The organism is Shewanella sp. SM20 (assembly GCF_025654545.1).
GTDB classification, from domain to species: Bacteria; Pseudomonadota; Gammaproteobacteria; order Enterobacterales; family Shewanellaceae; genus Shewanella; species Shewanella oncorhynchi.
The window spans coordinates 21,760-45,529 of sequence record NZ_JAKKRK010000019.1; the positions used below are offsets into that span (position 1 = coordinate 21,760).

A 23,770-nucleotide genomic window follows, 5' to 3' on the forward strand; every position below is an offset into this window, starting at 1 on the left:
TAAAACTACCGTGCCTATGATTTTGTCAAAAAGTGCGTCAAAAAGCGCATCAAAAATTGCGATTGTCGGCCTCGCGACTCAGTATCCTGACGCCGATAATCCTCAAACTTTCTGGCAAAATCTGCTGGATAAAAAAGACTCTCGCACCAAAATCAGCCGCGAGAAGCTCAATGCCAATCCCGCCGATTACCAAGGTGTGCAAGGTCAGTCTGACCGTTTTTACTGTGATAAGGGCGGCTACATCCAACACTTTGAGTTTGATGCCAAGGGTTATCAACTGCCTGAGTCCGCCTTTGACGGGTTAGATGAAAGCTTTTTATGGGCACTCGATTGCAGTCGTAAAGCCCTGCAAGACGCAGGGATTGCCCCAAGCGATGCAGTACTGGCGCGCACTGGTATCGTAATGGGAACCTTGTCGTTCCCGACCGCCCGCTCCAACGAACTGTTTTTGCCTCTGTATCATCAAACCGTTGAAAAGGCGCTGCAAAACAAACTTAACCAAAGCGCTTTTCAACTGGCTGATTTTAACCAAGCTCACGCTGGAGAAGCGTTAAACGTCGAGCAAGCATTAAACGTCGCCAATGGCGCCGTTGCTCACACAGCTTCAAAGCTAGTCAGCGATGCACTCGGTTTAGGTGGTACTCAGTTAAGCCTGGACGCCGCCTGCGCTAGCTCGGTTTACGCACTTAAACTCGCCTGCGATTACCTGACCACAGGCAAGGCCGATATGATGCTTGCGGGCGCAGTATCGGGCGCAGATCCCTTCTTTATCAACATGGGATTCTCGATTTTCCACGCCTACCCTGATCATGGAATCTCGGCACCCTTTGATAGCAACAGCAAGGGCTTATTCGCCGGAGAAGGCGCAGGGGTGTTAGTCTTAAAACGCTTAGAAGATGCCGAGCGCGATGGCGATAACATCTACGCAGTCGTCAGCGGCATTGGTTTATCGAACGACGGTAAAGGCCAGTTTGTATTAAGCCCCAACAGCAAGGGCCAAGTTCAAGCCTTCGAGCGCGCCTATAGCGCGGCAAATACACTTCCTGCCAATATCGAAGTGATTGAATGCCATGCCACGGGCACGCCGCTTGGGGATAAGGTCGAACTCGCCTCGATGGAGCGCTTCTTCGAGGACAAACTCGCTGGCTCTGCAGTGCCGCTGATCGGTTCAGCAAAATCCAACTTAGGCCATTTACTCACCGCCGCAGGCATGCCGGGGATCATGAAGATGATTTTTGCCATGCGCTCGGGCCGACTGCCGCCAAGTATTAACTTATCAGCGCCGATATCTTCGCCTAAGGGCTTGTTTAGCGCAAAAAATCTGCCAACTGAATTGCATGCTTGGCCAGATAAAGCCGGCAATGACCGCCGCCACGCCGGTGTTTCCGTGTTTGGTTTTGGCGGCTGTAACGCGCATTTGTTGCTGGAATCCTATGCTGCTAATACAAACAAAAAGAGTGAACAAGCCGCAGTAAGTTACCAGCATACGCCATTAAATATCATTGGTTTAGCATCGCACTTTGGGCCTTTATCCTCCATTAATGCACTGGATAACACGATAAGCGCAAAGCAGCATGCCTTTATCCCGCTGCCCGCTAAACGCTGGAAAGGCTTAGACAAACACCCTGATATTCTGGCCAACTTTGGTTTAAGCGGAACTGGCCTCGCAGCCGCACCACAGGGCGCGTATATCGACCAGTTCGATTTTGACTTTCTGCGTTTTAAAGTGCCGCCCAATGAAGATGACCGCCTGATCTCCCAGCAACTGCTGCTAATCAAAGTGGCTGATGAAGCGATTCGTGATGCCAACTTAAAGCCCGGTGGCAAGGTTGCTGTATTAGTAGCGATGGAAACTGAACTGGAATTACACCAGTTCCGTGGCCGCGTAAATCTACACACTCAACTGGCCGACAGCCTTAAAAAACAAGGGATAACACTCACACAAGCTGAGTATCTCGCCCTTGAAAAGATCGCCATGGACAGTGTGCTCGATGCCGCCAAACTGAACCAATACACCAGTTTTATTGGCAACATCATGGCGTCACGTATCGCATCCCTTTGGGACTTTAACGGCCCAGCTTTTACCATTTCGGCGGCGGAGCAATCGGTCGCCCGCTGTATCGATGTGGCCGAAAACCTGTTGTCCCAAGAATCCTTAGATGCAGTGGTGATCGCCGCCGTCGATTTAAGTGGCAGTTTAGAGCAAGTGATCCTTAAAAACGCCGTATCGCCAGTGGCATTTACTGCCACTGACGCAGGCTGGAAAGTCGGTGAAGGTGCTGGCGCGTTAGTGCTCACAACAGCGCAATCAAGTGCAGCCCAGCCAAGTAATGCCGCTGACAATGCTAATGCCAATAGCAGCTATGGCGACAGTTATGGTCACATCAGCGGCCAAGTATTTGGCGCGATTTGTGACATACAAGGTAATAGCAACACTGTGCGTATTTGCGATGACTTGCTAACCCAAGCCAAGGTGAATAGCAGCCAGATTAGCTTGATTGAAACCAGTATTGCGGTTGAGCAACTTGCCGATTCAGAGCAGGTACTCAATACCCTGCTGCCGAGTGTGAGTGAGCGCAGCCAAGCCGCTGATACCCTAGGCCACAACTTTGCCGCTGCGGGAATGGCGAGTATTTTGAGCGCGCTGCTTCAGCTTAAAAATCAGGTGCAGCTTAAAAATCAAGCGCAACTTAACAAGCATTCTTCTCAAGCTCAGCAGCACGCGCTCGTTGCCACGTTTAGCCAAGGTAAATGCTCGCAGTTACTGCTCAGCCAAAGTGCCACGCAAGCATACAATTTGCAGCAAAGGCTTGAACAAGATTTAACGCTTTCTGAGCAAAAACACTTAATAAAACAAGTAACGCTCGGTGGCCGCGATATCTATCAGCATATCCTAGATACGCCGCTCGCAGGCCTTGATGCTATACAACAAAAAGCCCAAGCCATGACAGCACTGCCAGCGCGCAGCCAACGCAAACATTTGGCCCAAATAGCGAGCAAAGACACGAGTCGCTTTGCAACAAGCAGCCCAACCACGGCTCAACAAAAAGAGACATTAAGCAGCATGCCAATGAATGCCCTAAGCACCAATAAAAACGCCACTCAAGCAGAGCTAAAAGACGCGGCATTTTTAAGCAATCAGCAACTCGCCCGTGAAGCCCATTTAGCCTTTTTACAAAGCCGTGCTGAAGGCTTGAAACTAGCCGATGCCTTGATGAAAGCCCAGCTTGCCAGCGAGTTAGCCGTCAATGGCCAAGCTGCGCCAGTACAACAGCAAGCCATTGTTCAGGCATCTGCGACAGCGGTTCTTCCACATCCAGTGCTTTATCCCAATCATGCAAAAGTGCCTGAGTACACGCCGCCAACACCGATAAGCAAGCCTTGCATTTGGGATTATGCGGATTTAGTCGAGTACGCCGAAGGTGATATTGCTAAAGTATTTGGCCCAGATTATGCCATTATCGACAGCTATTCGCGTCGTGTACGCCTGCCAACGACTGACTATTTGCTGGTATCTCGGGTAACGAAATTAAACGCCCAGATGAACCAATATCAGCCTTGCACTATGACCACGGAATACGACATTCCTGTGGACGCGCCGTATTTGGTCGATGGCCAAATCCCTTGGGCCGTGGCGGTCGAATCGGGTCAATGCGACTTGATGCTGATCAGCTACTTAGGTATCGATTTTGAAAACAAGGGCGAGCGCGTTTATCGCCTGCTCGATTGCACCCTGACCTTCCTTGGCGACTTACCGCGCGGTGGTGACACCCTGCGCTACGACATTTCCATCAATCACTTTGCCCGCAATGGCGATACCTTGTTGTTCTTCTTCTCCTACGAATGTTTCGTGGGTGACAAGCTGATCCTTAAAATGGATGGCGGCTGTGCCGGCTTCTTCACCGATAAAGAACTGGCCGACGGTAAAGGCGTTATTCACACCGAAGCTGAAATCAAAGCGCGCAACCTCGCCTTGAATAATCCGAATAAACAGCGCTTTAATCCGCTGCTTGATTGCGCGCAAAGCCAATTTGATTACAGCCAAATCCATAAATTGCTCGGCGCCGATATCGGTGGCTGTTTTAGCGGCGCCCATGCGGCGCATCAAGCCCAACACGGTTTGCAGCCCTCTTTGTGTTTTGCCTCTGAAAAATTCCTGATGATTGAACAAGTCAGCAATCTTGAGGTGCATGGCGGCGCATGGGGCTTAGGCTCAGTGCAAGGCCATAAGCAGCTCGAAGCCGATCATTGGTATTTCCCATGTCATTTTAAGGGCGACCAAGTGATGGCGGGATCATTAATGGCCGAAGGTTGTGGTCAATTACTGCAATTCTTTATGCTGCATATTGGTATGCACCTCGGTGTTAAAGATGGTCGTTTCCAACCGCTCGAAAACGCATCACAAAAAGTGCGTTGTCGCGGTCAAGTGTTACCGCAATCAGGCCTGCTCACCTATCGCATGGAAATCACCGAAATCGGCATGAGCCCGCGCCCCTATGCGAAGGCGAATATCGATATTCTGCTCAATGGTAAAGTAGTGGTGGATTTCCAAAACCTTGGGGTGATGATCAAAGAAGAAGCCGAATGCACTCGTTATATTACGGATAACGATACGAATACTTCACTGATTACAACCACAGCAGCCGCGCCGCTGATGGCGCAGCTGCCCGATTTAACTGCGCCAACCAACAAAGGCGTAGTACCGCTTAAGCATGTAGCTGCGCCCGTCGCGCCAGCGGATTCAAAGTATGCCAACCGCGTGCCCGATACCCTGCCGTTCACGCCGTATCACATGTTCGAATTTGCCACGGGCGATATCGAAAACTGCTTCGGCCCCGATTTCAGCATCTATCGCGGCCTAATTCCACCGCGTACGCCCTGCGGTGATTTGCAGCTCACGACTCGTGTCATTGCGATTGACGGCAAACGCGGCGAGCTGAAAAAGCCATCATCGTGTATCGCTGAATACGAAGTGCCCGCAAACGCTTGGTATTACGCTAAAAACAGCCATCATGCTGTGATGCCCTATTCTGTGCTGATGGAAATATCACTGCAGCCAAACGGCTTTATCTCAGGCTATATGGGTACCACCTTGGGCTTCCCCGGCCAAGAGCTGTTTTTCCGTAACTTAGACGGTAGCGGTAAGTTGCTGCGCCATGTGGATTTACGCGGCAAAACCATAGTGAACGACTCACGTCTATTATCGACTGTGATTGCAGGTAGCAACATTATCCAGAATTTTAGCTTCGAGCTAAGCTGCGATGGCGAGCCTTTCTACCAAGGTAAAGCGGTGTTTGGTTACTTCAAGGGCGATGCGCTGAAAAACCAACTCGGCATAGACAACGGCAAAATAACTCAGCCTTGGCATGTGCAAAATGGTATAACCGCCGATAGCCAAATCAATCTGTTAGATAAACAGCATCGCAGCTTTAACGCCCCACAAGGCCAGCCGCATTACCGTTTAGCGGGCGGTCAGCTTAACTTTATCGACAAGGCCGAAATCGTGAAAGCCGGCGGTAAAGCGGGCCTTGGCTATTTATACGCCGAGCGCACCATTGACCCGAGTGATTGGTTCTTCCAATTCCATTTCCATCAAGATCCGGTAATGCCTGGCTCATTAGGGGTTGAAGCGATTATCGAGCTGATGCAAACCTATGCGATTGACCAAGACCTTGGCGCAGGCTTTAAGAGTCCAAAATTTGGCCAGATATTGTCGGATATCAAATGGAAGTATCGCGGCCAAATTAACCCATTAAACAAGCAGATGTCGCTGGATGTGCACATTACCAGCGTGACAGACGACAATGGCAAACGCATCATTATGGGCGATGCCAATTTGAGTAAAGATGGCCTGCGGATTTATGAAGTCAAAGATATCGCCATCTGTATTGAAGAAGCTTAATGCGGTAAATTCTATTTATTGAATCACTTAAAAATAATCCTGCCGCTGCGTTGGCTTTTTACACCCGAACTTTTTACTCAAGTAATAGCAACGCAGCAGCATTAAAAACGAGACCCAAGATGACTAGCCATACTCTAGATCAATTCAATAGTAATAACGAAAAACTCAGCCCTTGGCCGTGGCAAGTCAACGATGCAGCGCTGAGCTTTGATATCGACTCATTAGGCAAAAAACTCAAAGATTTAAGCCAAGCCTGTTACTTAGTCAATCACAGTGAAAAAGGCTTAGGCATAGCGCAAACGGCCGAAGTGACCACCAGTGACAGCCAAGCGCCATTGGGCTCACACCCTGTCAGCGCCTTTGCCCCTGCCCTTGGCACCCAAAGTTTAGGCGACAGTAATTTTCGCCGCGTCCACGGTGTCAAATACGCTTACTACGCCGGCGCTATGGCAAACGGTATTGCCTCGGAAGAACTGGTTATCGCCCTTGGCCAAGCGGGCATTTTGTGCTCATTTGGCGCGGCGGGGTTAATTCCATCCCGTGTTGAAGCGGCCATTACCCGCATTCAAGCAGCGCTGCCCAATGGCCCTTACGCTTTTAACTTAATTCACAGCCCAAGCGAGCCCGCATTAGAGCGCGGCAGCGTTGAGCTGTTTTTAAAACATAAAGTGCGCACGGTCGAAGCCTCGGCATTTTTAGGTTTAACGCCGCAAATCGTCTATTACCGCGCCGCAGGTTTGAGCCGCGACGCACATGGCGACATCGTCATTGGCAACAAAGTTATCGCCAAAATCAGCCGCACCGAAGTCGCGACTAAGTTTATGGAGCCGGCGCCTGCCAAAATCCTCCAGCAATTAGTAAGTGATGGCCTTATCAGCCAAGATCAAATGGCGATGGCGCAACTTGTGCCAATGGCGGACGACATAACAGCCGAAGCCGACTCTGGCGGCCATACCGACAATCGTCCATTGGTCACGCTATTGCCGACAATTTTGGCACTAAAAGATGAAATCCAAGCTAAATATCAATATAAAACGCCAATCCGTGTTGGCGCAGGCGGCGGCGTCGGTACACCCGATGCAGCATTAGCCACCTTCAACATGGGCGCGGCATTCATCGTCACAGGTTCTATCAACCAAGCTTGCGTCGAAGCGGGCGCCAGCGAACACACCCGTAAGTTACTCGCCACCACAGAAATGGCCGATGTGACTATGGCGCCTGCCGCCGATATGTTCGAAATGGGCGTGAAATTACAAGTGGTTAAGCGCGGCACTCTGTTCCCGATGCGCGCCAATAAGCTTTATGAAATCTACACCCGTTACGACTCGATTGATGCCATCCCTGCGGACGAGCGTAAAAAGCTCGAAGAGCAAGTGTTCCGCTCATCACTCGATGACATTTGGGCTGGCACAGTCGCCCACTTTAACGAGCGCGATCCCAAGCAAATCGAGCGCGCGCTGGATAACCCAAAACGTAAGATGGCATTGATTTTCCGCTGGTATTTAGGTCTTTCGAGCCGCTGGTCAAACACAGGTGAAGTCGGCCGCGAAATGGATTACCAAATTTGGGCAGGCCCAGCGCTAGGTGCATTTAATGCTTGGGCGAAAGGCAGTTATTTAGATGACTATAAGGCCCGTAATGCGGTGGATTTAGCCAAACATTTAATGGTGGGCGCGGCGTATCAATCCCGGATTAACTTGCTGTTATCCCAAGGCGCGAGCATTCCAGTTAGCCTGCAGCGCTGGAAACCATTAAATCGTTTTTAAACGTATTTAGCTCCTATCATCTTGTATTATAAGATCATAATATCTTCAAGCCGACACAAACTCACAGTGTCGGCTTTTATTTGTCTTTACTTATGGACGACATCAGCTCACAGTCTTTGATTCAACGTATTAGGCTGAAACTCTTACCGAAGCTTAGGTAAAAATTGCCTACCCCTCTTTTAATTCACTCACACCATTTTAAATAAAATGATTTAAATTATATTTAAAATCAATTAACTACTTAAAATTTTTAAAGTTGGCATTAAGATCGCAATCAAGTAAGAGCCATTAGCCGTTACCTTACAAGTGACACAAACGGTCATGAGAAGGATTAATACAAGGGCAGGAGGTTATTATGCTAGGTTGGACATTAGTATTTCTAGTTGTTGCCGTGATTGCCGGGTTGTTAGGATTTGCTGGGATTGCTGGCGCAGCGGCGGGAATAGCGAAAATCATTTTCTTCATATTTATTGTGTTATTAGTGATTTCTCTGCTGATCAATGCCCTTAAGGGTAAATCACCGCGACTATAATTTTTTTAGAAAAGGAGATAGATATGAAACCATTTACCCTGATGACAAGTGCTGCATTCGCATTATTACTCGCCCTAGGTTTAACGGCCTGTAGTGATAACAAAGCCGAAGACGCGGGCGAAAAAATCGATGAAGTAATGACTGATACAGGTAATGCCATCGAAGATGCCTGTGAAGAAGTCAAAGAAGGTGTTAAAGCTAAAGATACTAAGTGCTAAACAAACCTCACTTTAGGGTGGCAATAGACTCGTCTACTGCCACCCTTTTGGTTTAGACTCGCTCATTTCTGCATCTCTCATCTCGACATCTATCCATTCAAGTGCAACGATTTTAACCAAGAACAATGGCATTGGAGGACTTGCATGCTAACGAAGATCCACATCAAATATTTGTACACTGCAGGTGCAGTATTGTTAGCCTATTTTGCAGTAACAGACACTTCTCCCCTGCTCACTTTCATTTGTGCATGGACAAGTCTGTCACTGTTTTTAGTCGGTTCAGCCTATTGGTTTAATCTCGCCAGTATTTTTAGAAAACGCCAAGATGGCACTATTCCTTGGTATATTCGTTGGGGTTTTATTCCCTTTTTATTAGGCAGTCGACTCTATAATCACTGGGCCAGAAAATACGATTCAGTACCGCCCATGCAGAGGATTGATGAACATCTGTATCTCGGCTGTAGACTCTTTTCCGCAGATCTGGAAACGATTAAAGCCAATAAGATCACTGCCATTCTGGATGTCACCGCTGAATTTGATGGCTTAGATTGGTCGCAATTTGAAGATCATATCGAGTATTTAAATATTCCCATCCTCGACCATAGCGTACCGACCAGCGCCCAACTCAATCAAGCCGTTAACTGGCTGCACCGCCAAGTGCGCGCCAATAAACAGGTACTCATTCACTGTGCTATGGGTCGTGGCCGCTCAGTGCTTGTACTCGCCGCTTATTTGGTTTGTAAAGATAAACAACAGCACTTCGCCGAAGTACTGCAACAGATAAAGCAAATCCGCAAAACCGCTGGCTTAAACAAATGGCAATTACGCGCGCTAGATCGCATGCTCAGTCAAGGGAAAATTAACATCCACAAAGTGGCGTGGATTATCGCCAACCCAGTTTCTGGTGGCGGGAAATGGCAAGAATACCGCGAGCAAATCCAAGATGAACTCAAAGCCTATTTTGACCTGACTTTAAAACTCACAACAGCAGACGAAACCGCAAATGTCTTCGCCGAGCAAGCCCGTAATGCAGGCGCTGATATCATTATCGCCTGTGGTGGCGATGGTACTGTGACTGAAGTGGCCTCTCAAATCGTCGATACGGATATCGTCTTAGGCATCATTCCTCTTGGCACAACTAATGCCCTCAGTCATGCCCTCTTTGGTTTAGGCAGTAAGCTTATTCCTATCTCTCAGGCGCTGGATAATATTATTCAAGGGCATTGCCAAGCCATTGATACCGCGCGTTGTAATGAGGCGTTAGTGTTGTTGCTTGTAGGCATAGGGTTTGAGCAACAAATGATTGAATCCGCAAACCGTGAGCGTAAAAATGCTCTCGGCCAGTTTGCCTACCTCGATGGCTTATGGCGCGCAGTGAATGCCGATATCACTTTAACCATCCAGCTCAGCTTAGATGATGCAAAACCCACAACATTGACGACCCATAGCCTAATCGTTGCCAATGCCGCACCGTTTACCAGCGTGTTGGCGCAGGGCGATGGCGAACCAAACATGACCGACGGGTTGCTCGACATTACTTGGTTGGATGCTGGCGATGAACCCAAAGAGCAGTTGCTTAGCCTCGCTGAATTAGCGATTGCAGGATGGATGAAAGAAGGCAATAAAAATGTGCGAGATCAACAAGCGAGTGCAAGTAAAGTCCATCATGCCCATGCTAAAAAGGTCACTATCAGCAGCCAGCCTAAGTGTAAATATGTGATTGATGGTGAAGTATTTGAGCCAGCGGATCTCACTATTGAAGTCCAGCCAGCATCTCTTAAAGTGTTTGTTCCTTATCAGGAAACCACTGGGCAAGATGAGTGATCGTTGTGGAGGACATCCAGCCTAACTTTTTAGGCTGGATGACTGAGCATTTATAGAACGAACAAAAAATATAAAATATTCAACAAAATAAATATAACCAGCAGAACCAGTACCCGCATGAAATTAAATTCACTACCTTTGGGAAGTGATTTTTGAGTGGTGTTACTAAAATCCTGAAATTTACAGTCTATTGCCTGCGCACATTGCTGCAACGCTTGTTGTAATTCCTTTCTATCAGTGCTGTTAGCCAATTTTAGTTGCGCGCCCTTAGGCTGCTGCAATTGTAGATAAGCGAGATAATGCTCAACGATATCTTCTGCTTGGCGATTACGCTCGAACTGGTGCCAATGGGTTGTTTGCAGCAGATAGAGTTGCACGGAGTGAATATCCGAAAAGGCATAGGACCGCCAGCGCCATAAGCCAAGCGATTTGCCATTAATAACGCCTTTGCCAAGCCACAATTGTTGTCGTTCGACATCTAACCAACACTGTTGCTGAACAAACGCAGTCGGTAACACGGGTAACAATAGAAACAGTGTTACCCAGCCGAGAACGAGCTGTAGTATCGGATCGGGTTGTAAATAGGTTGCTCTGGCGCAGAGTAAACCAAGCAGTAATAACCCAGCAGCAAACAGCCATAATAGAGGTCGGTACTGAGTACTCAGAGTTTGAATATAAAATGCATTTTTAGAAGGTTGATTGAATTTCACTGAACTTGTTCCTTGTTCCAAAAATTATCTCACCATTCAATATTGACCTGTGCCAGTCACAATAAAAGGCATTGATAGTTTGCACAATCAACACCTAACTCATTTCTAGACGCTTTCGAGTTAAACCAAAGACTCACATCAACGTAAATAAACAGTTGCGATATAACTCATACTGCAAATATAAGCTGCAACTTTGCAGTTGCAGCTAAGGTGTTATTGACCCGCAGCAGTATCCTCACCGGTCCAGAGTCGCATGATACGGTAAGGCGGTTTGGCGGTTTCGGCTTTTCCATTAAAGGCTTTTGCTTTATGCAATTGATTCACTGAAATATATAACCAGCCTGTTTCACCAAATTGCACACTATCTGGAAAATCCAGTAGTGGAGAACTGACCGCTGTTGTTAGCGTGCCTTTGTTATCTAGCATGGAAATGGCATTGTGGTTCAAATTGGTAAAGTAATGATTACCTTGTTTGGACGTTGCTGCGCCATCTGATACAGGCTTAGCTCCGACTAATTTTACCGTGGCGATAATTTTATCATCGTTGCCTGTTTGTAAAGCCGCAGTCGATAACTGATACCAGTGAGTGCCATTCATTGCACCATAATAGAGTGTACTTCCGTCGGCAGATAAACTGATTGGATTGACCGCGACACTGGCGACTTTGCCATTAAACAATGTTGTTTTGTTATCTATGTTCATTACTGCATCCGTTTCGGCCTGCAGCGAGCTATGACCTGAAAAACGTATTGTATGACCATCGTCGATACGCACCGCTAAGAGGCCAGGGTTGGCGATATCGGCTAAATAAATCCAGCCTTTTTGTGAATCGACAACCAGATCCTGCATAAAGCTGCCTTTAGGCGCGAGAGTTTGTGGTAGGACGATTTGTTTATATAGACTGCCGTCCTTAATGTTAAATCCCCAAATCCTTGTCGGGCCTAATTCTAACCCCATATCTGCGGTCCAGAGGTGTCCAGCCTTGTCCTGAGCAATACCTAATAAGGTATCAAATTGAGCAGTATTGGCTGTCGATGTTTTTTGCAAATCCATTGAAGGCCAAGCTTTATAAGCGTTGGTCTCACGATTAACTTCAATCAATTGCAAACCTGATGGTGTATCAAATGGATGTACTGTGGCAAAAATCCGACCTTGTGCAGTGACGCTGACATTGCCAGGTCGTATTGGCAATTCAGCGACTGTTTCAAGACTTCCTACTGCTGGGGTGGCGTTCACAAAACTACTGGCTGTCAAAGAAAGCCATAATGCTGTTGTTAATAAGTGTTTCATATTCTATCTCCGCTTTTTCTGTTTAAGGGCTGTAGAATAGGAGTTATTATTTACAAAAAAAAGAGTATAAAGTTTAGCTCTGTTTCAATATTAATTTGATAATTAATGTTTATTCAGCAGTCGTTTCACCGGTCTCGACTTGCTGCTCGTACTTGCTGAGCTTGTTGTAGAGGGTTTTAACGCTGATCCCCAGTTGTTCGGCGGTATCCGTTTTATTACCCTGAGTGGTTTCTAGTGCTTGATAAATAGCGATTCTCTCTAAATCATCTAAGCGCATGCCTTGGGGGATAACAACTTGTTCACCACCACATAAACCCACTTCATTCGTCTGAGGTAGCTGTAAATGGCTGGGTAAAATATCCTGATCGGCCAGAATATAGGCTCGCTCAATAGCATGTTTTAATTCGCGCACATTACCAGACCAAGGGTACTTAGCAATCATCTGAATACAGTCTTCAGCTAAGCTCTTATTCTGCTTTTCGGCCACGTTACGATAGGCAAGAAAATGCTGCGCAAGCCCAATAATATCCTCGCCACGTTCCCGTAAGGGCGGAACGCGAATGGGAAACTGAGCCAAACGAAAGTACAAATCTTCTCGAAATAACCCAGCCTCTATCGCCACTATGGGATCACGGTTAGTCGCTGCCACAATACGTACGTTTGCACGTTGCACTTTGTCGCCACCCACAGGACGATACTCGCTATTTTCCAACACTCTGAGTAACTTCACTTGATGATCAATCGGCATTTCAGTGACTTCATCGAGAAACAAGGTTCCGCCTTCAGCCTGTTCAAATACGCCTTTGTGATCGCGATTCGCCCCCGTAAATGCACCTTTGACATGACCAAACAGCTCACTGTCGACCAATTCAGGGCTTAATGCACCACAGTTAATTGCAATAAAAGGCTCGTTTACCCTAGGGCTGGCAAGATGTATGGTATTAGCAACCAGTTCTTTCCCGACCCCACTTTCCCCAATAATCAGCACATTACTGCCTGTAGCAGAGACGCGACGAATTGTGCGGTATAGCTTGTGCATAGGAGCTGATGAACCAACAAGCAAACCGTATTGGTCTAGCTCGCTAGCAAAAGGATGCAGTCGATTAGGCGATGACGCTAAATACTGTGCAAAATCAGCAAAAATTTCGCTGATTAGCGGCATATCGTAAGGTTTGCGAAAGTGGTAACCAGCAAAATGAGACATTAACTGATCAAGATTAGGGTTTGGCTGACCATCGGAGAGAAAAATAAACTCAATATTTGACATGGCCGCATTATCCAGCAGCACAAGGTAATCTTCACGACTAAGACTGGATAACTCAATAATGGCAACATCGACGTGATTTGCCCCTAGCTGCTCTATCCAAGGCAAGTCATCGACACTGCGTAGCTTATTAAAGTCAGCAGCGCCAGCAAGTTCGATGATTGCTTGCTCGGCGCCAACATCCTGCAAGTGATAAAAAAGTGTCAGTCGAGCCATGCGTATCTACTCCCTGTATGAAAAACTACTGTATGTCAGCCATGAAATTTTAACAACAGCAACGGTAATAGTTGCCGATGTTCTAAGATGATATCTCGATGAACTGAGAATATCAGTCTAAAAATCAGCCTGTTAAAATATCATTAAAAACGAGAACAGAATATGCATGGTAGCTGAACGAAACGAAATCAGTTTACCCAAGCAGTTAAACAATCTATGTCGAACACTGGCATTAGGAGGCCCATAATGAAGTCTAATGTTGTGCAACATCAGACTGATATCCGCGCCGATATCATGTTGATCGATGAAATCATCAAGCTGAATCAGGAAGGACTCACATTTTACAACCAAGCGAGGAGGTATGTCGAAGACTATAATCTTAAGCGTGTTTTTTCCGCCAAAGCTAACATCCACCAACGAATGTTAACTCGGTTTGAACAGCTGAGACGTTTGGCTGACGAGCCAATTAATGGCCTAAGTCACACCGTGCCCGTCACTTATACTCAAGCAACAGAATTGCTGCAACAGTGCCAAATTTCGCAGGCTATGACCGCCCTTGTCGATATAGAGCAGCAAGTGCTAATCCAAATAAAACAAGCAGTAAGGCAAGCGCATCAGCCACAACTTGCAAACCAACTTGCAGAGGGTGCCGCTTGGCTGCAAATGAGTTACGACGGTACGGGATCGCTCAATCACCATTAATTCCCTGTCGCTAAGTGAGCCATATTTAACCGACTCCCCTCCACTTTTACTACAGACATAATACCGCACTGATGAGTGCGGTTTTTTATGCTCGAATGATGGCTCAGCATGCCAGAAAAAATTACATTTTGTCGGTAAAAAAGACCGACCAAAAGGAAAACGCTAAGGTATAAAAACGCCAAATAAAACAATTAAAACATTAAAAATCATTACCTTAAAAACATTGGCACGATTGGCGCATTATCTAGCTTCGAGAAAACAACGGAGGATATGATTATGAAAACTACAACAGCATCAGTACTAGTGGCTTTACTTGTCGGTTCAATCAGTTTAAATGTGGCTGCCGCCCAAGATTGGAAAGGCGGAACCAAGGATGCGTGGATCGATGGTAAAGCAGAAACCACTTTACTGCTCAACACGAATCTCAATTCCTTCGACATCATTACAGATGTCAAAGATGGTAAAGTGACGTTAACAGGTAAAGTGGAAAGCAGTGTGGATAAAGCCCTCGCCACAGAGCTCATCAAGAGTTTAGATGGGGTGAAAGATGTCGATAACCAACTCACTGTGATGAATGAAAAAGAAGGCACCAGTGAAGTTGTTGCCACCTTAACTGACTCTAAAGTTGCCACTGTCATCAAAACGCGTTTACTGTTTTCAACTGACGTATCCGGCACCCAAATTAATGTGGATGTTGCCAATGGCATAGTGACATTGAAAGGTGAAGTTGCCAGCGATGCCGAACGTCAACTAGCACTGAAAATTGCCGAAAATACCGACGATGTGAAAAAGGTCGTTGATAAAATTAAAGTTGTTAAAAAAGTGTCTTAACTCTCGCGACAACGGCATTTTTTAAATTAAACGTATTTTAAGTAACAGCACGCCGATCTAGACTCAAGGTTCGATAGTGCTTTATGAAAAAAGAATCAAAAAAACCAGCCTCAGCTGGTTTTTTTATGTCCATTTTCAGACTCAATCGAAAAGACTTACTCACTTAAATTAAGAGGAGTGAATTAAGATGACTCGAATGATCATAAAGGAGAAGAGTTACAGAAAACTGAGCTAAAACGCAGGCGTTACTCAAGCTTCAAAGCCAAACTAAGCTTCAAAGTCAAACTAAGCTTCAAAGCCAAACTGGAATGCATAAAAATGTTGGCCATTCTCAATATTGATGGTCATAGTGCCAGTTAACCCCAGCAACTCCCCCGCCCCAGAATGGGGTATCACTTCTAAGATCAGACGATTTTGTCCATCGGTCATAATGCCAAAATGTTGTAATACAAAACTGCCCTGCTTACCGCACAAATTACCAACCACTTGTTCAATGGCCACATAGCCAGCTGAGCCCTTGACTGACGTCATAGCACTGAGCATTTCCCCTTTGCTGCGACCCTCAAGCTCACCATAAAAGGTTTTATCTAAGCCCATACGTCCTAACGTCACACCACCAATACCAGTAGCATAGGGGCTATCAGGAGTGAGCTTAACATCAAATTTCCCAGTGATTTTGCTAACTTGCATGACACTCTCCTTGTCGAAATCTTATGCTGACCTATTACCTGCTAACGCTTGCTATTGAAGCAAACATCACCCACTGACCGAAAAACAACTTAGCATAAGCCTGCGTAGATCCATAATGGCATTTACACGCTACTTATGTATGCTGGTCTCACTCACTACCATCTCTATGGTTTTGACTATTTCAGGGCTTTCAGACATGGGTTGGTCAGACGCTCTATCGCGATAAGTCACAGCAATTTTGAATGGGGCTTCAAAAGGATAAACAGGTTCAATACTATCAACTTCGATTCGATCGCCAAGCATGACACTGCCTAAGTGTTTCAAGCTATTGTGTTTAAAATCCAGATTAAACAATCCAAGATACCAAAATACGCCTGAACCTTGAGTCGTCACAATAAAGGGCGCCACAAAGGGCATAGTTTGCATTTTAGGATCATCTTGAATCGGTGCGTCACTTTGGGTGTCCGGCTCTAGAGCTGGATCGAAATTTAACGGTGTAATGCGTAAGTAATCAAGTAATGCTCGACCTTTTACCTCACCATCTTGGTAGTCGCCCATAGCAAACTCTGTTTGTTTGATCTTAATAAAATGAGTCAATGCAACGGACTTGCCGCCCTCAGGCAGCGTTATTTCAACAGGATTGGCGGTATTTAAGCTAAAGAGTTTGAGCATCACTTCCGATGCATTCGCCACAGGCTTTACCTCAAAAGGTGTCACAGTTTCGATCTCATTCGCCTGAGCCTGAGTTTTTTCATGCGCCATGGCTTCATCGTATTGCATCACCTGTCCATCTTCCATCACCATATAAATATCATCATTGGTCATGTTGAAACGGTAAATACCCGCAGCAAGTAAGGCTAATACCACTAAGGTTGCCGCTATGGTTAATTTTACAAACGTACTCATCTTCTCTCCCCAATCGCGCTCGTTATGCGCTACTTTTCTAACACCGATAAACTTCAAATCAATGTCGGAGCAGTATTACAGATACTGAGTTAAAGCGAAGTGGGTAAAGTGTAAAAAATGCCGCTATTTTGAATTTTGTCAGGCTAAGTTCAGCAACATGCCTTTTACTCGACAAATATGATGGGCCGAGTAAATACTCAGCCCAATACATCACTACTTTTCGTTTTTCCACAAGGCTGGGGTTTGGTTCGGTTGCCAATTGCTTTGGGAGAAATGTGCTTGCACTAGGGAATAGATTTTATCTTGATAGGACACAAACTCAGGTAGTTGATAATTATGCTGCTCCTGCCAAGCAGGGGCATAGTTATCTAGCGTATCAAAACGATACCCTTGACGTTGAGCTTCTTCAACAAAACGCTTAATTTTAGGCAAGTTGATGGTTGCACCTTGTCCGCGGTGAGCATTCTCAAACAGGAAGTCGTGGGTCAAGATAACCACTTTCCCGTTATGTAAACCATCACTACAATCTAAGTTCTGCGTACGACTGTTAAGCGGATTCATCGTCGTTCCTGCGCAGGTGTTGATCACTTGATTGACTTTTGCCACCAGCTCAACCCCATCGGCCATGGATTCAGCAGGAAAAGCAACCCCCCAATCCTCTGGTCCCCAGTCTAGATCCCAGCCAAATATTTTATAGTCACTCTCAGCGAGCATGTTTTGAATTTGCACCGCAACTTGCGAACTGTTGGTCGAGGTTTCTGCGGTACAAGCAAAAGCGGGGTCCCAAGGCGGCACTGTATCGGATGTCGCACACAAGCCGTCGCCTTTGAGTTTACTGGTCACTCGCCAACCATTGGTGTAAGGCAAACGTGCCAACTTAGTCATCTTGTTATTGGGATAACTGGCGGCATTAGGAATAAGTTCAACCACTTTGGCCGTGTTCGTCACAAAATAGGTGAAATCGGTGGCCGCATCTTGATAGGATTTTACAGGCCAGAGTCCAACTTGATTACAATATGCCGCCCCAGATTGCACGCCATCAGTGCAGTTATGCAGCATATGATCGTAACTGTGGTTTGCCAGAATATGACCATCGTCTAGCAAACGTTGTAGGGCGACAGCCGCTAATGCCTCGTTTTCATCTCCTTCGCCATACATATGAAACGCATTAATAAAGAACGTCGCCTTAATATTGGCATCCTTTAACGCATCTAACAGCCCTAAGGTCGCGTCAATTGGACCATCATCAAAGGTAAGGTAAATGGTTTTATCGCTGGCGTAGGCCGCACTTAAGCCAGTACTCAAGCTCGCAACACAAAGCCCAACTGCAACGGCTATCGATTTCAGTTTCATGATTTCATCCTATAAATAATGTTTAAAGATGAATAAGTTAGTTCTCTTTACGCACTGGTTAATTCATAACCTGTAGACAGCGAGTTCACTCATCCGTTTAGCTTATCTATAGTGAGTAATCCCGCCGGCATTAGTTATACCATCCTAGCAACAAGCCATACTTTTCTACGCTAAGTCGATAAATCCTGCCTTTGCACCCAGTTAACCATCCCCTTCAAAGACAATAGAAAAATACCAATCCTAGTGTGAAAAGTACCGCATCAACAATTCGATAACAGGTAAGTTAACTGGAGAAAAAAACAACATAAAAGCACTACAGGGATGCAATAACATGTCAGAAGGTCAACTATTTAAGAGCTCTTTGCTCGCATTATGTATCGCTAACGCCTTGTTCGGGATGAGCTCAACCGCAGTCGCGGCGGAGCAACAAGAGGCAACAGCAGAAAATATTGAGGTAATCCAAGTACGCGGCATACGTCGCTCGATTGAAGCCTCAATGAATACCAAACGCTTCGCCGACTCCACGGTCGATGCTATCACCTCGGAAGATATCGGTAAGTTTCCCGATAAAAATATCGGTGATGCGCTGCAGCGAATTTCTGGGGTGACGGTCGATAGGCAATACGGTGAAGTGAGTGGGGTCACCATTCGTGGTACAGCGCCAGAACAGAGTCGTATTTTGCTGAACGGTCAAACCGTTGCGAGCACCTCTTGGTATGATCTTGGTCCTGCCACTCGAACCTTCAACATGGAATTATTGTCAGCCGAGCAAGTCAGTGCGGTTGAAGTCCACAAAACGCCAACCGCTAGCCTTGAAGAAGGTGCGCTGGGCGGCACTGTCGATCTCAAAACCCGTAAGCCCTTAGATCTCGATGCTCACACTTATCAAGTGGCGGGTGAGTTGAGCCAAAGCAGCCTGTACGATGAAACAGATCCGAGTGGATCTTTCGTCGGAAGCTGGAAAAATGATGATGAAAAATTTGGTATTTTAGGCGCTTACTCAGTAGAAAAACTCACCAGTGGTCGGCATGTATTAGAATCGCTCAGCGGTTACTATGAGTACTTTGCCGCTGATCCTGCACAAAACCAAGAATCAACTGTAGGAGCATGGGGGATTGGCTCACAAGCATTTAGGGCCGAACGTGAACGGACCAGTGCCCAAGTTACACTGCAATTTGCACCGACTGAAAAAACAGAGTTCACTTTAGATTACTTTAATTTTGAACTCGATATCCCCCACGTAAACCATAACTTCTTAACCGTTGGCGCCCGCGGTTCGGGCTCCACCAACGTAGTAAATAACGCCCAAGGCGGCACAGCATCGGCAACAATTCTGCCAGCGTATGCGTCGATTATTTATAACCCTGTGGTACGCCACGCGGTTAATATGAAGTCTGACGTACTCAACTTAACCGGAAAATACGTCGGGGACAGTTTCACCCTTAGCGGCGTCATTGGCCAATCGACCTCAGATGGCGGCACCCAAGGCGGCTCATCTTCTTGGTGGATCCCTGCGACGGATCAAGGCGGCAAAATTGGCGATCCCGCCTTCCCTAATGGCCAAGGCAGTGTCGATGGTGGCTTTAGTTACGATGCCACAGGTCCCTATCAAGTGGTGCTGACGAGCCTAGATGCCAACGATGCTAGCCAGTTCAAGCATGCGCAGGAAGCCAACTACGAAACCACAGTGCAAGATCATAAAGTCACCTACGCCCAGTCTGACTTCGAATATCAACTCGATCATGATTTTATTAATAAAATTGCGGTCGGGATTAAGTACAACACCAGTGATTTCGAGCGTAATGCCTTCAACCGTAACCCCGCAGAAATCCTAGGTTTCGTGCCTAATGGCAACCTAGCCAACTGGAGCGATGGCGTACTGTCTGGCCTGCATTCCCAGAGCGGTGGCAATGTGCTCGACTCCTATGCCAAGTTAGATGAAGACAAATGGTGGGCGTTTATCAGCGAGAAATACGCCAATGGCGAGTTAGTGGAAGTCGCCGATCTCGGTAACACCTTCACTGTCGAAGAGGATATGTTGGCCCTGTACGCCCAAGCGGATTTCAGCGGCGAATTCTATCGTGGTAACTTTGGTTTGCGTTACGTTAACACAAACCAAACCTCAACCGGTTTTGCCGATGGCAAGCCCTACAATGAATCCGTTAATTACGATAATTGGTTACCGAGTATCAACGTCGCCTTCGATCTACAAGAAGATCTAATCCTACGTGCCTCGGCCTCTGCCGTGATGGCGCGTAACAATTACAGCGACCTCAAACCCGGTTTAGCCATAGCGAAAAACTTTGGTACTGCGACCGGCGGTAATCCCAATTTAAAACCCTATAAGGCGAATCAAGCTGACCTTGGCATCGAATGGTACTTCACTGAATCTTCTATGCTGTCGGCAGCATTGTTCTACAAAGATATTGATAACGTAGTGTTTGTCACTGAGTCGACTCAGTACATTGAAGGTTGTGGCGCGTCAGAATCCGAGTGGGATAAATGCCGTGTCACAGCCCCAGCCAACGGCGGTAGCGGCTCAGTGACTGGGCTTGAAATCCAGCTACAACATAACTTTGAAAGCGGTTTTGGCTTCTTAACCAACTACACCTATGTTGACAGTAAAAGCACTCGCCCCGATGGCACAGAGCAGATGATTGAAGGCGTGTCAGAGAACTCTTTCAACGGTTCACTCTTCTACGAAGATGATCTGTTCAGCGCCCGTATCGCCTATAACTGGCGTTCAGAATACTTAGGCGTAGGTAATATTCAAAACGTGTTAAACGACAGCTATCAACAAGTGGATGCCTCGATTATTTGGCATGCAATGGAGAACTTAGATATCTCACTCGAAGGGGTTAACTTAACCAATGAAGTGGTGCAATCCTATGATGTTAAATACGGATTAACCCAAAACACCATCGAATTTGGTTCACGTTATTTCGTCGGTGCCAGCTACAAATTCTAAACTTGAGTCACAGCATAGCCGACCTTAGGGTCGGCTTTTTGCGTTGATAATGCAGAGGTATAAACCATGAAAGTGAAGCAAGCAATCAGAAAAATCATTATCTTAGGGGGTGGAACCGCAGGTTGGATGGCAGCGGCAGCCCTCGCGAATAACCCCGTATTTGCCGCCATTGAGCTCTGTTTAGTGGAATCGGACAACATAGGCACCATAGGCGTTGGTGAAGGTTCAACGCCACACTTAAAACGCTTTATGGACAACTTAGGCATTAGCGAAAAAGATTGGATGGAACAATGCCACGCCAGCTATAAAACCGGCATCGATTTCATCAATTGGAATGGCGACGGGCAGCAATACTTTCACCCCTTCTATTGCCAAATGGATGTGAAACCCGCTGAAGTTTTCTTTATCAACGCCAATGCAAGACGCCGCGGTCATGGCAGTGCAGTAAAACCCGATGCGTTTTTCTCCAGCGGCGTACTGGCGAAACGCAATCTCAGCCCAAGGCCGAATAAAGCGTTGCCCTACGCTAACGAATATGGCTATCACTTCGATGCCACTGAACTGGCCAACTACTTAAAAGAATACGCTTGCCAACGCGGCGTAAAACACCTCATCGGCGATGTCATTGAAGTTTCAACAACCCAAAACCAACATATAGACGCCTTAATGCTGGCGAATGGCGAACGACTTAACGCCGACTTTTTAATCGATGCCAGCGGTTTTAGCGCTAAGTTAATTCATAAAACCCTAGGCGTACCCTTTCAATCCTTCGCCAATGAACTGCTCAACGACAGCGCCGTCACTGCTCCTGTACCAGCATTAATGGACTCCACTCAAACACAGCAAACCCATGATCTACAAAACCATGCATTGCAAACCCAAGCACAGCAAGCCAAGTACCATACCCGCGCAACGGCGCTCAGTGCGGGCTGGCTATGGCAAATCCCACTCACCCACAGGCTTGGCAATGGCTATGTTTATAGCAGTCGCCACCTCAGTGCCAATGCCGCGGCCAAAGAATTATTGCACAGTGTTGATCTGCCTGAATCAACCCAAGTACGGTTTCTCAAGATGCGGGTCGGTGTCAGTGACAAGGCTTGGCACAACAATGTGTTGGCGATAGGACTCGCGCAAAGTTTTATCGAACCACTCGAAGCCACGTCCATCATGATGACCCAATTTACCCTTGAAAAATTTATGTCGTTATTCGAGCGCTATCAATTGAATAAGCAGGCAGAGACCTTAAGTCGACAAACACTCAATCAGGCGGTCATGCAGTTAGTGCTCGGCATAAAGGATTATATTCAGGCCCATTATGTCACCAGCCAGCGCAGCGAACCCTATTGGTTGGCGGCGAGAAAAGTCACCATTTCCCGAAGGCTGACGCAACTATTGCAAGCTTGGTATCAAGGGGAAGACTTTGATTTACTGCTTTACCAATACGATCAGCAACTCGCCTACTTTCGCCCTTCTTGGTATGCGCTGTTAGCGGGAATGGATTACCGCGACCCAAAACTGAAGCGCCCATTTGAGCCGATTTCAGCGGAGATCACGGCGCAAGCGATACGCTACAGCCAAACCTTAGTGGAGCAGTATTTTCAACCTAAGCATCCGTGATAAGAATGGTTAAATTGCCCTTTGTTTACTGCTAAAGCACTGACGAAAACGACTCGGCGTGACACCTTTAAATTGAATAAAGCGCCGATTAAAATTGGATAAATTGTTGAAACCACACTGATCGCTGATGGTTGAAATCGGGCTCTGGTTCGAGAGTAATAACTTGCACGCCTTAGCGATCCTGAGTTGGTTGATAAACTCAGTTAAGGTTTTCTCGGTGCGTTTTTTAAAGAAGCGATGGAAATGATTGGTGCTCATATGCGCCAACTTTGCCAAATCCTGTGCCGACAAGGCCTGAGTGTAATTGTCATAAATATGCTCAATCACTTTATCGAGCTTTTTCACGGTAAAGTCGAGTTTACTACCGTGGGTAAACAAGGTGCTCGACAAGAGTTCTTGCTGACTATCCTGTTGTAATAACGCTAATAATTCCAATAACAAAATATAGCGTCTAAAAGGATTGGCCGTCTCCATCGCGATAAACACACTATGGGCCTTACGCGCCGTTTCCTCACTAAACAACACACCTCGTTTGGCATGGGTCAAAAGTGAATGCAAAGACGCTAACTCACGTTGCTCATTCACAATTTGGTGTAGCCAGACCGCTGGAATTTGTGCCACATAAACAACTTCCTGCACTCTCGCATTCGAAGTGTCGTCTTTTAGCGCGTTGCCATTTGATATCTCGTCAGTTAAAACACCAAGGTTAGCCTCGGATTGCCAACCGTGAGGCATATCTGGGCCGATGATCACTAAATCATAATCGCCATAACGGGCAATATGATCGCCCACATAACGCATACCATAACTGTTGAGGGTTAAGCAGATTTCATACTCGGGGTGATAATGCCAGTTGAGATCCATGTGCTCCCATTCATAACGAAAGTAACGCCAAGAACTGTTTTCATCGGGGATCACTTTTTCACACAGAGGTTTCATCCATTAAACTCCCATTGCTCATTCCTTTACCTAAGCTTCAAT

16 protein-coding genes are annotated in these 23,770 nt (G+C 46.6%); 9 read left to right on the top strand and 7 right to left on the bottom strand.

The features are described 5' to 3' along the window. Positions 1-16 precede the first annotated feature (16 nt). From L5M18_RS09755 to L5M18_RS09775, 5 genes are all read left to right on the top strand, one after another. Positions 17-5,902 carry a beta-ketoacyl synthase N-terminal-like domain-containing protein gene (locus L5M18_RS09755; RefSeq protein WP_263196794.1) on the top strand — a complete coding sequence of 1,962 codons (5,886 nt, stop codon included), beginning with the start codon at positions 17-19 and terminating at the stop codon, positions 5,900-5,902. Between the two features lie 119 nt (positions 5,903-6,021). Continuing rightward, a complete protein-coding gene (gene pfaD / locus L5M18_RS09760) occupies positions 6,022-7,668 on the top strand; it encodes an eicosapentaenoate synthase subunit PfaD (RefSeq protein WP_263196756.1) in 1,647 nt (548 codons plus the stop codon). A 355-nt stretch (positions 7,669-8,023) separates the two neighbouring features. Next, positions 8,024-8,200 carry a DUF1328 family protein gene (locus L5M18_RS09765; RefSeq protein WP_028760636.1) on the top strand — a complete coding sequence of 59 codons (177 nt, stop codon included), beginning with the start codon at positions 8,024-8,026 and terminating at the stop codon, positions 8,198-8,200. Between the two features lie 23 nt (positions 8,201-8,223). Beyond that, entirely contained in the window at positions 8,224-8,418 is a 195-nt protein-coding gene (locus L5M18_RS09770) for a hypothetical protein (protein WP_028760637.1), read from the top strand. A 144-nt stretch (positions 8,419-8,562) separates the two neighbouring features. Next, positions 8,563-10,242: a diacylglycerol kinase family protein gene (locus tag L5M18_RS09775; protein WP_263196757.1), complete on the top strand. Its 1,680-nt coding sequence runs from the start codon at positions 8,563-8,565 to the stop codon at positions 10,240-10,242. Positions 10,243-10,292: 50 nt separating this feature from the next. Here L5M18_RS09775 and L5M18_RS09780 read toward each other — a convergent pair whose 3' ends face one another. The 3 genes from L5M18_RS09780 to L5M18_RS09790 all read right to left on the bottom strand — a co-directional run bounded on the left by L5M18_RS09780 (position 10,293) and on the right by L5M18_RS09790 (position 13,722). Further along, the gene (locus tag L5M18_RS09780) at positions 10,293-10,952 is read right to left on the bottom strand and encodes a hypothetical protein (RefSeq protein ID WP_263196759.1); all 660 of its coding nucleotides are present in this window, start codon (positions 10,950-10,952) and stop codon (positions 10,293-10,295) included. Positions 10,953-11,165: 213 nt separating this feature from the next. Further along, complete coding sequence (locus L5M18_RS09785; protein WP_263196760.1) at positions 11,166-12,242, bottom strand: major royal jelly family protein; 1,077 nt, start codon at positions 12,240-12,242, stop codon at positions 11,166-11,168. Positions 12,243-12,351: 109 nt separating this feature from the next. Next, positions 12,352-13,722, bottom strand: coding sequence for a sigma-54 interaction domain-containing protein (locus tag L5M18_RS09790; RefSeq protein WP_028760641.1), 1,371 nt, complete (start codon positions 13,720-13,722; stop codon positions 12,352-12,354). Between the two features lie 246 nt (positions 13,723-13,968). On the opposite strand from L5M18_RS09790, the gene L5M18_RS09795 reads away from it, so the two are divergent. Then, complete coding sequence (locus tag L5M18_RS09795; protein WP_028760642.1) at positions 13,969-14,424, top strand: hypothetical protein; 456 nt, start codon at positions 13,969-13,971, stop codon at positions 14,422-14,424. Between the two features lie 276 nt (positions 14,425-14,700). After that, positions 14,701-15,255: a BON domain-containing protein gene (locus L5M18_RS09800; RefSeq protein ID WP_105249747.1), complete on the top strand. Its 555-nt coding sequence runs from the start codon at positions 14,701-14,703 to the stop codon at positions 15,253-15,255. Positions 15,256-15,540: 285 nt separating this feature from the next. Here the strand turns inward: L5M18_RS09800 and L5M18_RS09805 are convergent, their stop codons facing one another. From L5M18_RS09805 to L5M18_RS09815, 3 genes are all read right to left on the bottom strand, one after another. Beyond that, on the bottom strand, positions 15,541-15,945 hold the full coding sequence (locus tag L5M18_RS09805; protein WP_263138089.1) for a DUF3224 domain-containing protein: 405 nt from the start codon (positions 15,943-15,945) through the stop codon (positions 15,541-15,543). A 129-nt stretch (positions 15,946-16,074) separates the two neighbouring features. Then, positions 16,075-16,851: a hypothetical protein gene (locus tag L5M18_RS09810; RefSeq protein ID WP_105249748.1), complete on the bottom strand. Its 777-nt coding sequence runs from the start codon at positions 16,849-16,851 to the stop codon at positions 16,075-16,077. A 213-nt stretch (positions 16,852-17,064) separates the two neighbouring features. Further along, positions 17,065-18,204 (bottom strand): polysaccharide deacetylase family protein, encoded by a 1,140-nt coding sequence (locus L5M18_RS09815; RefSeq protein ID WP_263138088.1) that lies wholly within the window; start codon positions 18,202-18,204, stop codon positions 17,065-17,067. A 331-nt stretch (positions 18,205-18,535) separates the two neighbouring features. Here L5M18_RS09815 and L5M18_RS09820 point away from each other — a divergent pair, with 331 nt between their 5' ends. Both L5M18_RS09820 and L5M18_RS09825 read left to right on the top strand, forming a co-directional pair. Further along, positions 18,536-21,172, top strand: coding sequence for a TonB-dependent receptor (locus L5M18_RS09820; protein WP_263196762.1), 2,637 nt, complete (start codon positions 18,536-18,538; stop codon positions 21,170-21,172). Positions 21,173-21,238: 66 nt separating this feature from the next. Continuing rightward, positions 21,239-22,789 carry a tryptophan halogenase family protein gene (locus L5M18_RS09825; RefSeq protein WP_263196763.1) on the top strand — a complete coding sequence of 517 codons (1,551 nt, stop codon included), beginning with the start codon at positions 21,239-21,241 and terminating at the stop codon, positions 22,787-22,789. 9 nt (positions 22,790-22,798) lie between these two features. On the opposite strand, the gene L5M18_RS09830 is transcribed toward L5M18_RS09825, so the two are convergent. After that, positions 22,799-23,728 (bottom strand): AraC family transcriptional regulator, encoded by a 930-nt coding sequence (locus L5M18_RS09830; RefSeq protein WP_263196764.1) that lies wholly within the window; start codon positions 23,726-23,728, stop codon positions 22,799-22,801. Positions 23,729-23,770: the final 42 nt, after the last annotated feature.

Bases quoted from the DNA above. Each gene is read 5' to 3' on its own strand.
- L5M18_RS09755 (WP_263196794.1), top strand. From the start codon at position 17: ATGATTTTGTCAAAAAGTGCGTCAAAAAGCGCATCAAAAATTGCGATT.
- pfaD (WP_263196756.1), top strand. From the start codon at position 6,022: ATGACTAGCCATACTCTAGATCAATTCAATAGTAATAACGAAAAACTC.
- L5M18_RS09765 (WP_028760636.1), top strand. From the start codon at position 8,024: ATGCTAGGTTGGACATTAGTATTTCTAGTTGTTGCCGTGATTGCCGGG.
- L5M18_RS09770 (WP_028760637.1), top strand. From the start codon at position 8,224: ATGAAACCATTTACCCTGATGACAAGTGCTGCATTCGCATTATTACTC.
- L5M18_RS09775 (WP_263196757.1), top strand. From the start codon at position 8,563: ATGCTAACGAAGATCCACATCAAATATTTGTACACTGCAGGTGCAGTA.
- L5M18_RS09785 (WP_263196760.1), bottom strand. From the start codon at position 12,242: ATGAAACACTTATTAACAACAGCATTATGGCTTTCTTTGACAGCCAGT.
- L5M18_RS09790 (WP_028760641.1), bottom strand. From the start codon at position 13,722: ATGGCTCGACTGACACTTTTTTATCACTTGCAGGATGTTGGCGCCGAG.
- L5M18_RS09795 (WP_028760642.1), top strand. From the start codon at position 13,969: ATGAAGTCTAATGTTGTGCAACATCAGACTGATATCCGCGCCGATATC.
- L5M18_RS09800 (WP_105249747.1), top strand. From the start codon at position 14,701: ATGAAAACTACAACAGCATCAGTACTAGTGGCTTTACTTGTCGGTTCA.
- L5M18_RS09805 (WP_263138089.1), bottom strand. From the start codon at position 15,945: ATGCAAGTTAGCAAAATCACTGGGAAATTTGATGTTAAGCTCACTCCT.
- L5M18_RS09810 (WP_105249748.1), bottom strand. From the start codon at position 16,851: ATGAGTACGTTTGTAAAATTAACCATAGCGGCAACCTTAGTGGTATTA.
- L5M18_RS09815 (WP_263138088.1), bottom strand. From the start codon at position 18,204: ATGAAACTGAAATCGATAGCCGTTGCAGTTGGGCTTTGTGTTGCGAGC.
- L5M18_RS09820 (WP_263196762.1), top strand. From the start codon at position 18,536: ATGTCAGAAGGTCAACTATTTAAGAGCTCTTTGCTCGCATTATGTATC.
- L5M18_RS09825 (WP_263196763.1), top strand. From the start codon at position 21,239: ATGAAAGTGAAGCAAGCAATCAGAAAAATCATTATCTTAGGGGGTGGA.
- L5M18_RS09830 (WP_263196764.1), bottom strand. From the start codon at position 23,728: ATGAAACCTCTGTGTGAAAAAGTGATCCCCGATGAAAACAGTTCTTGG.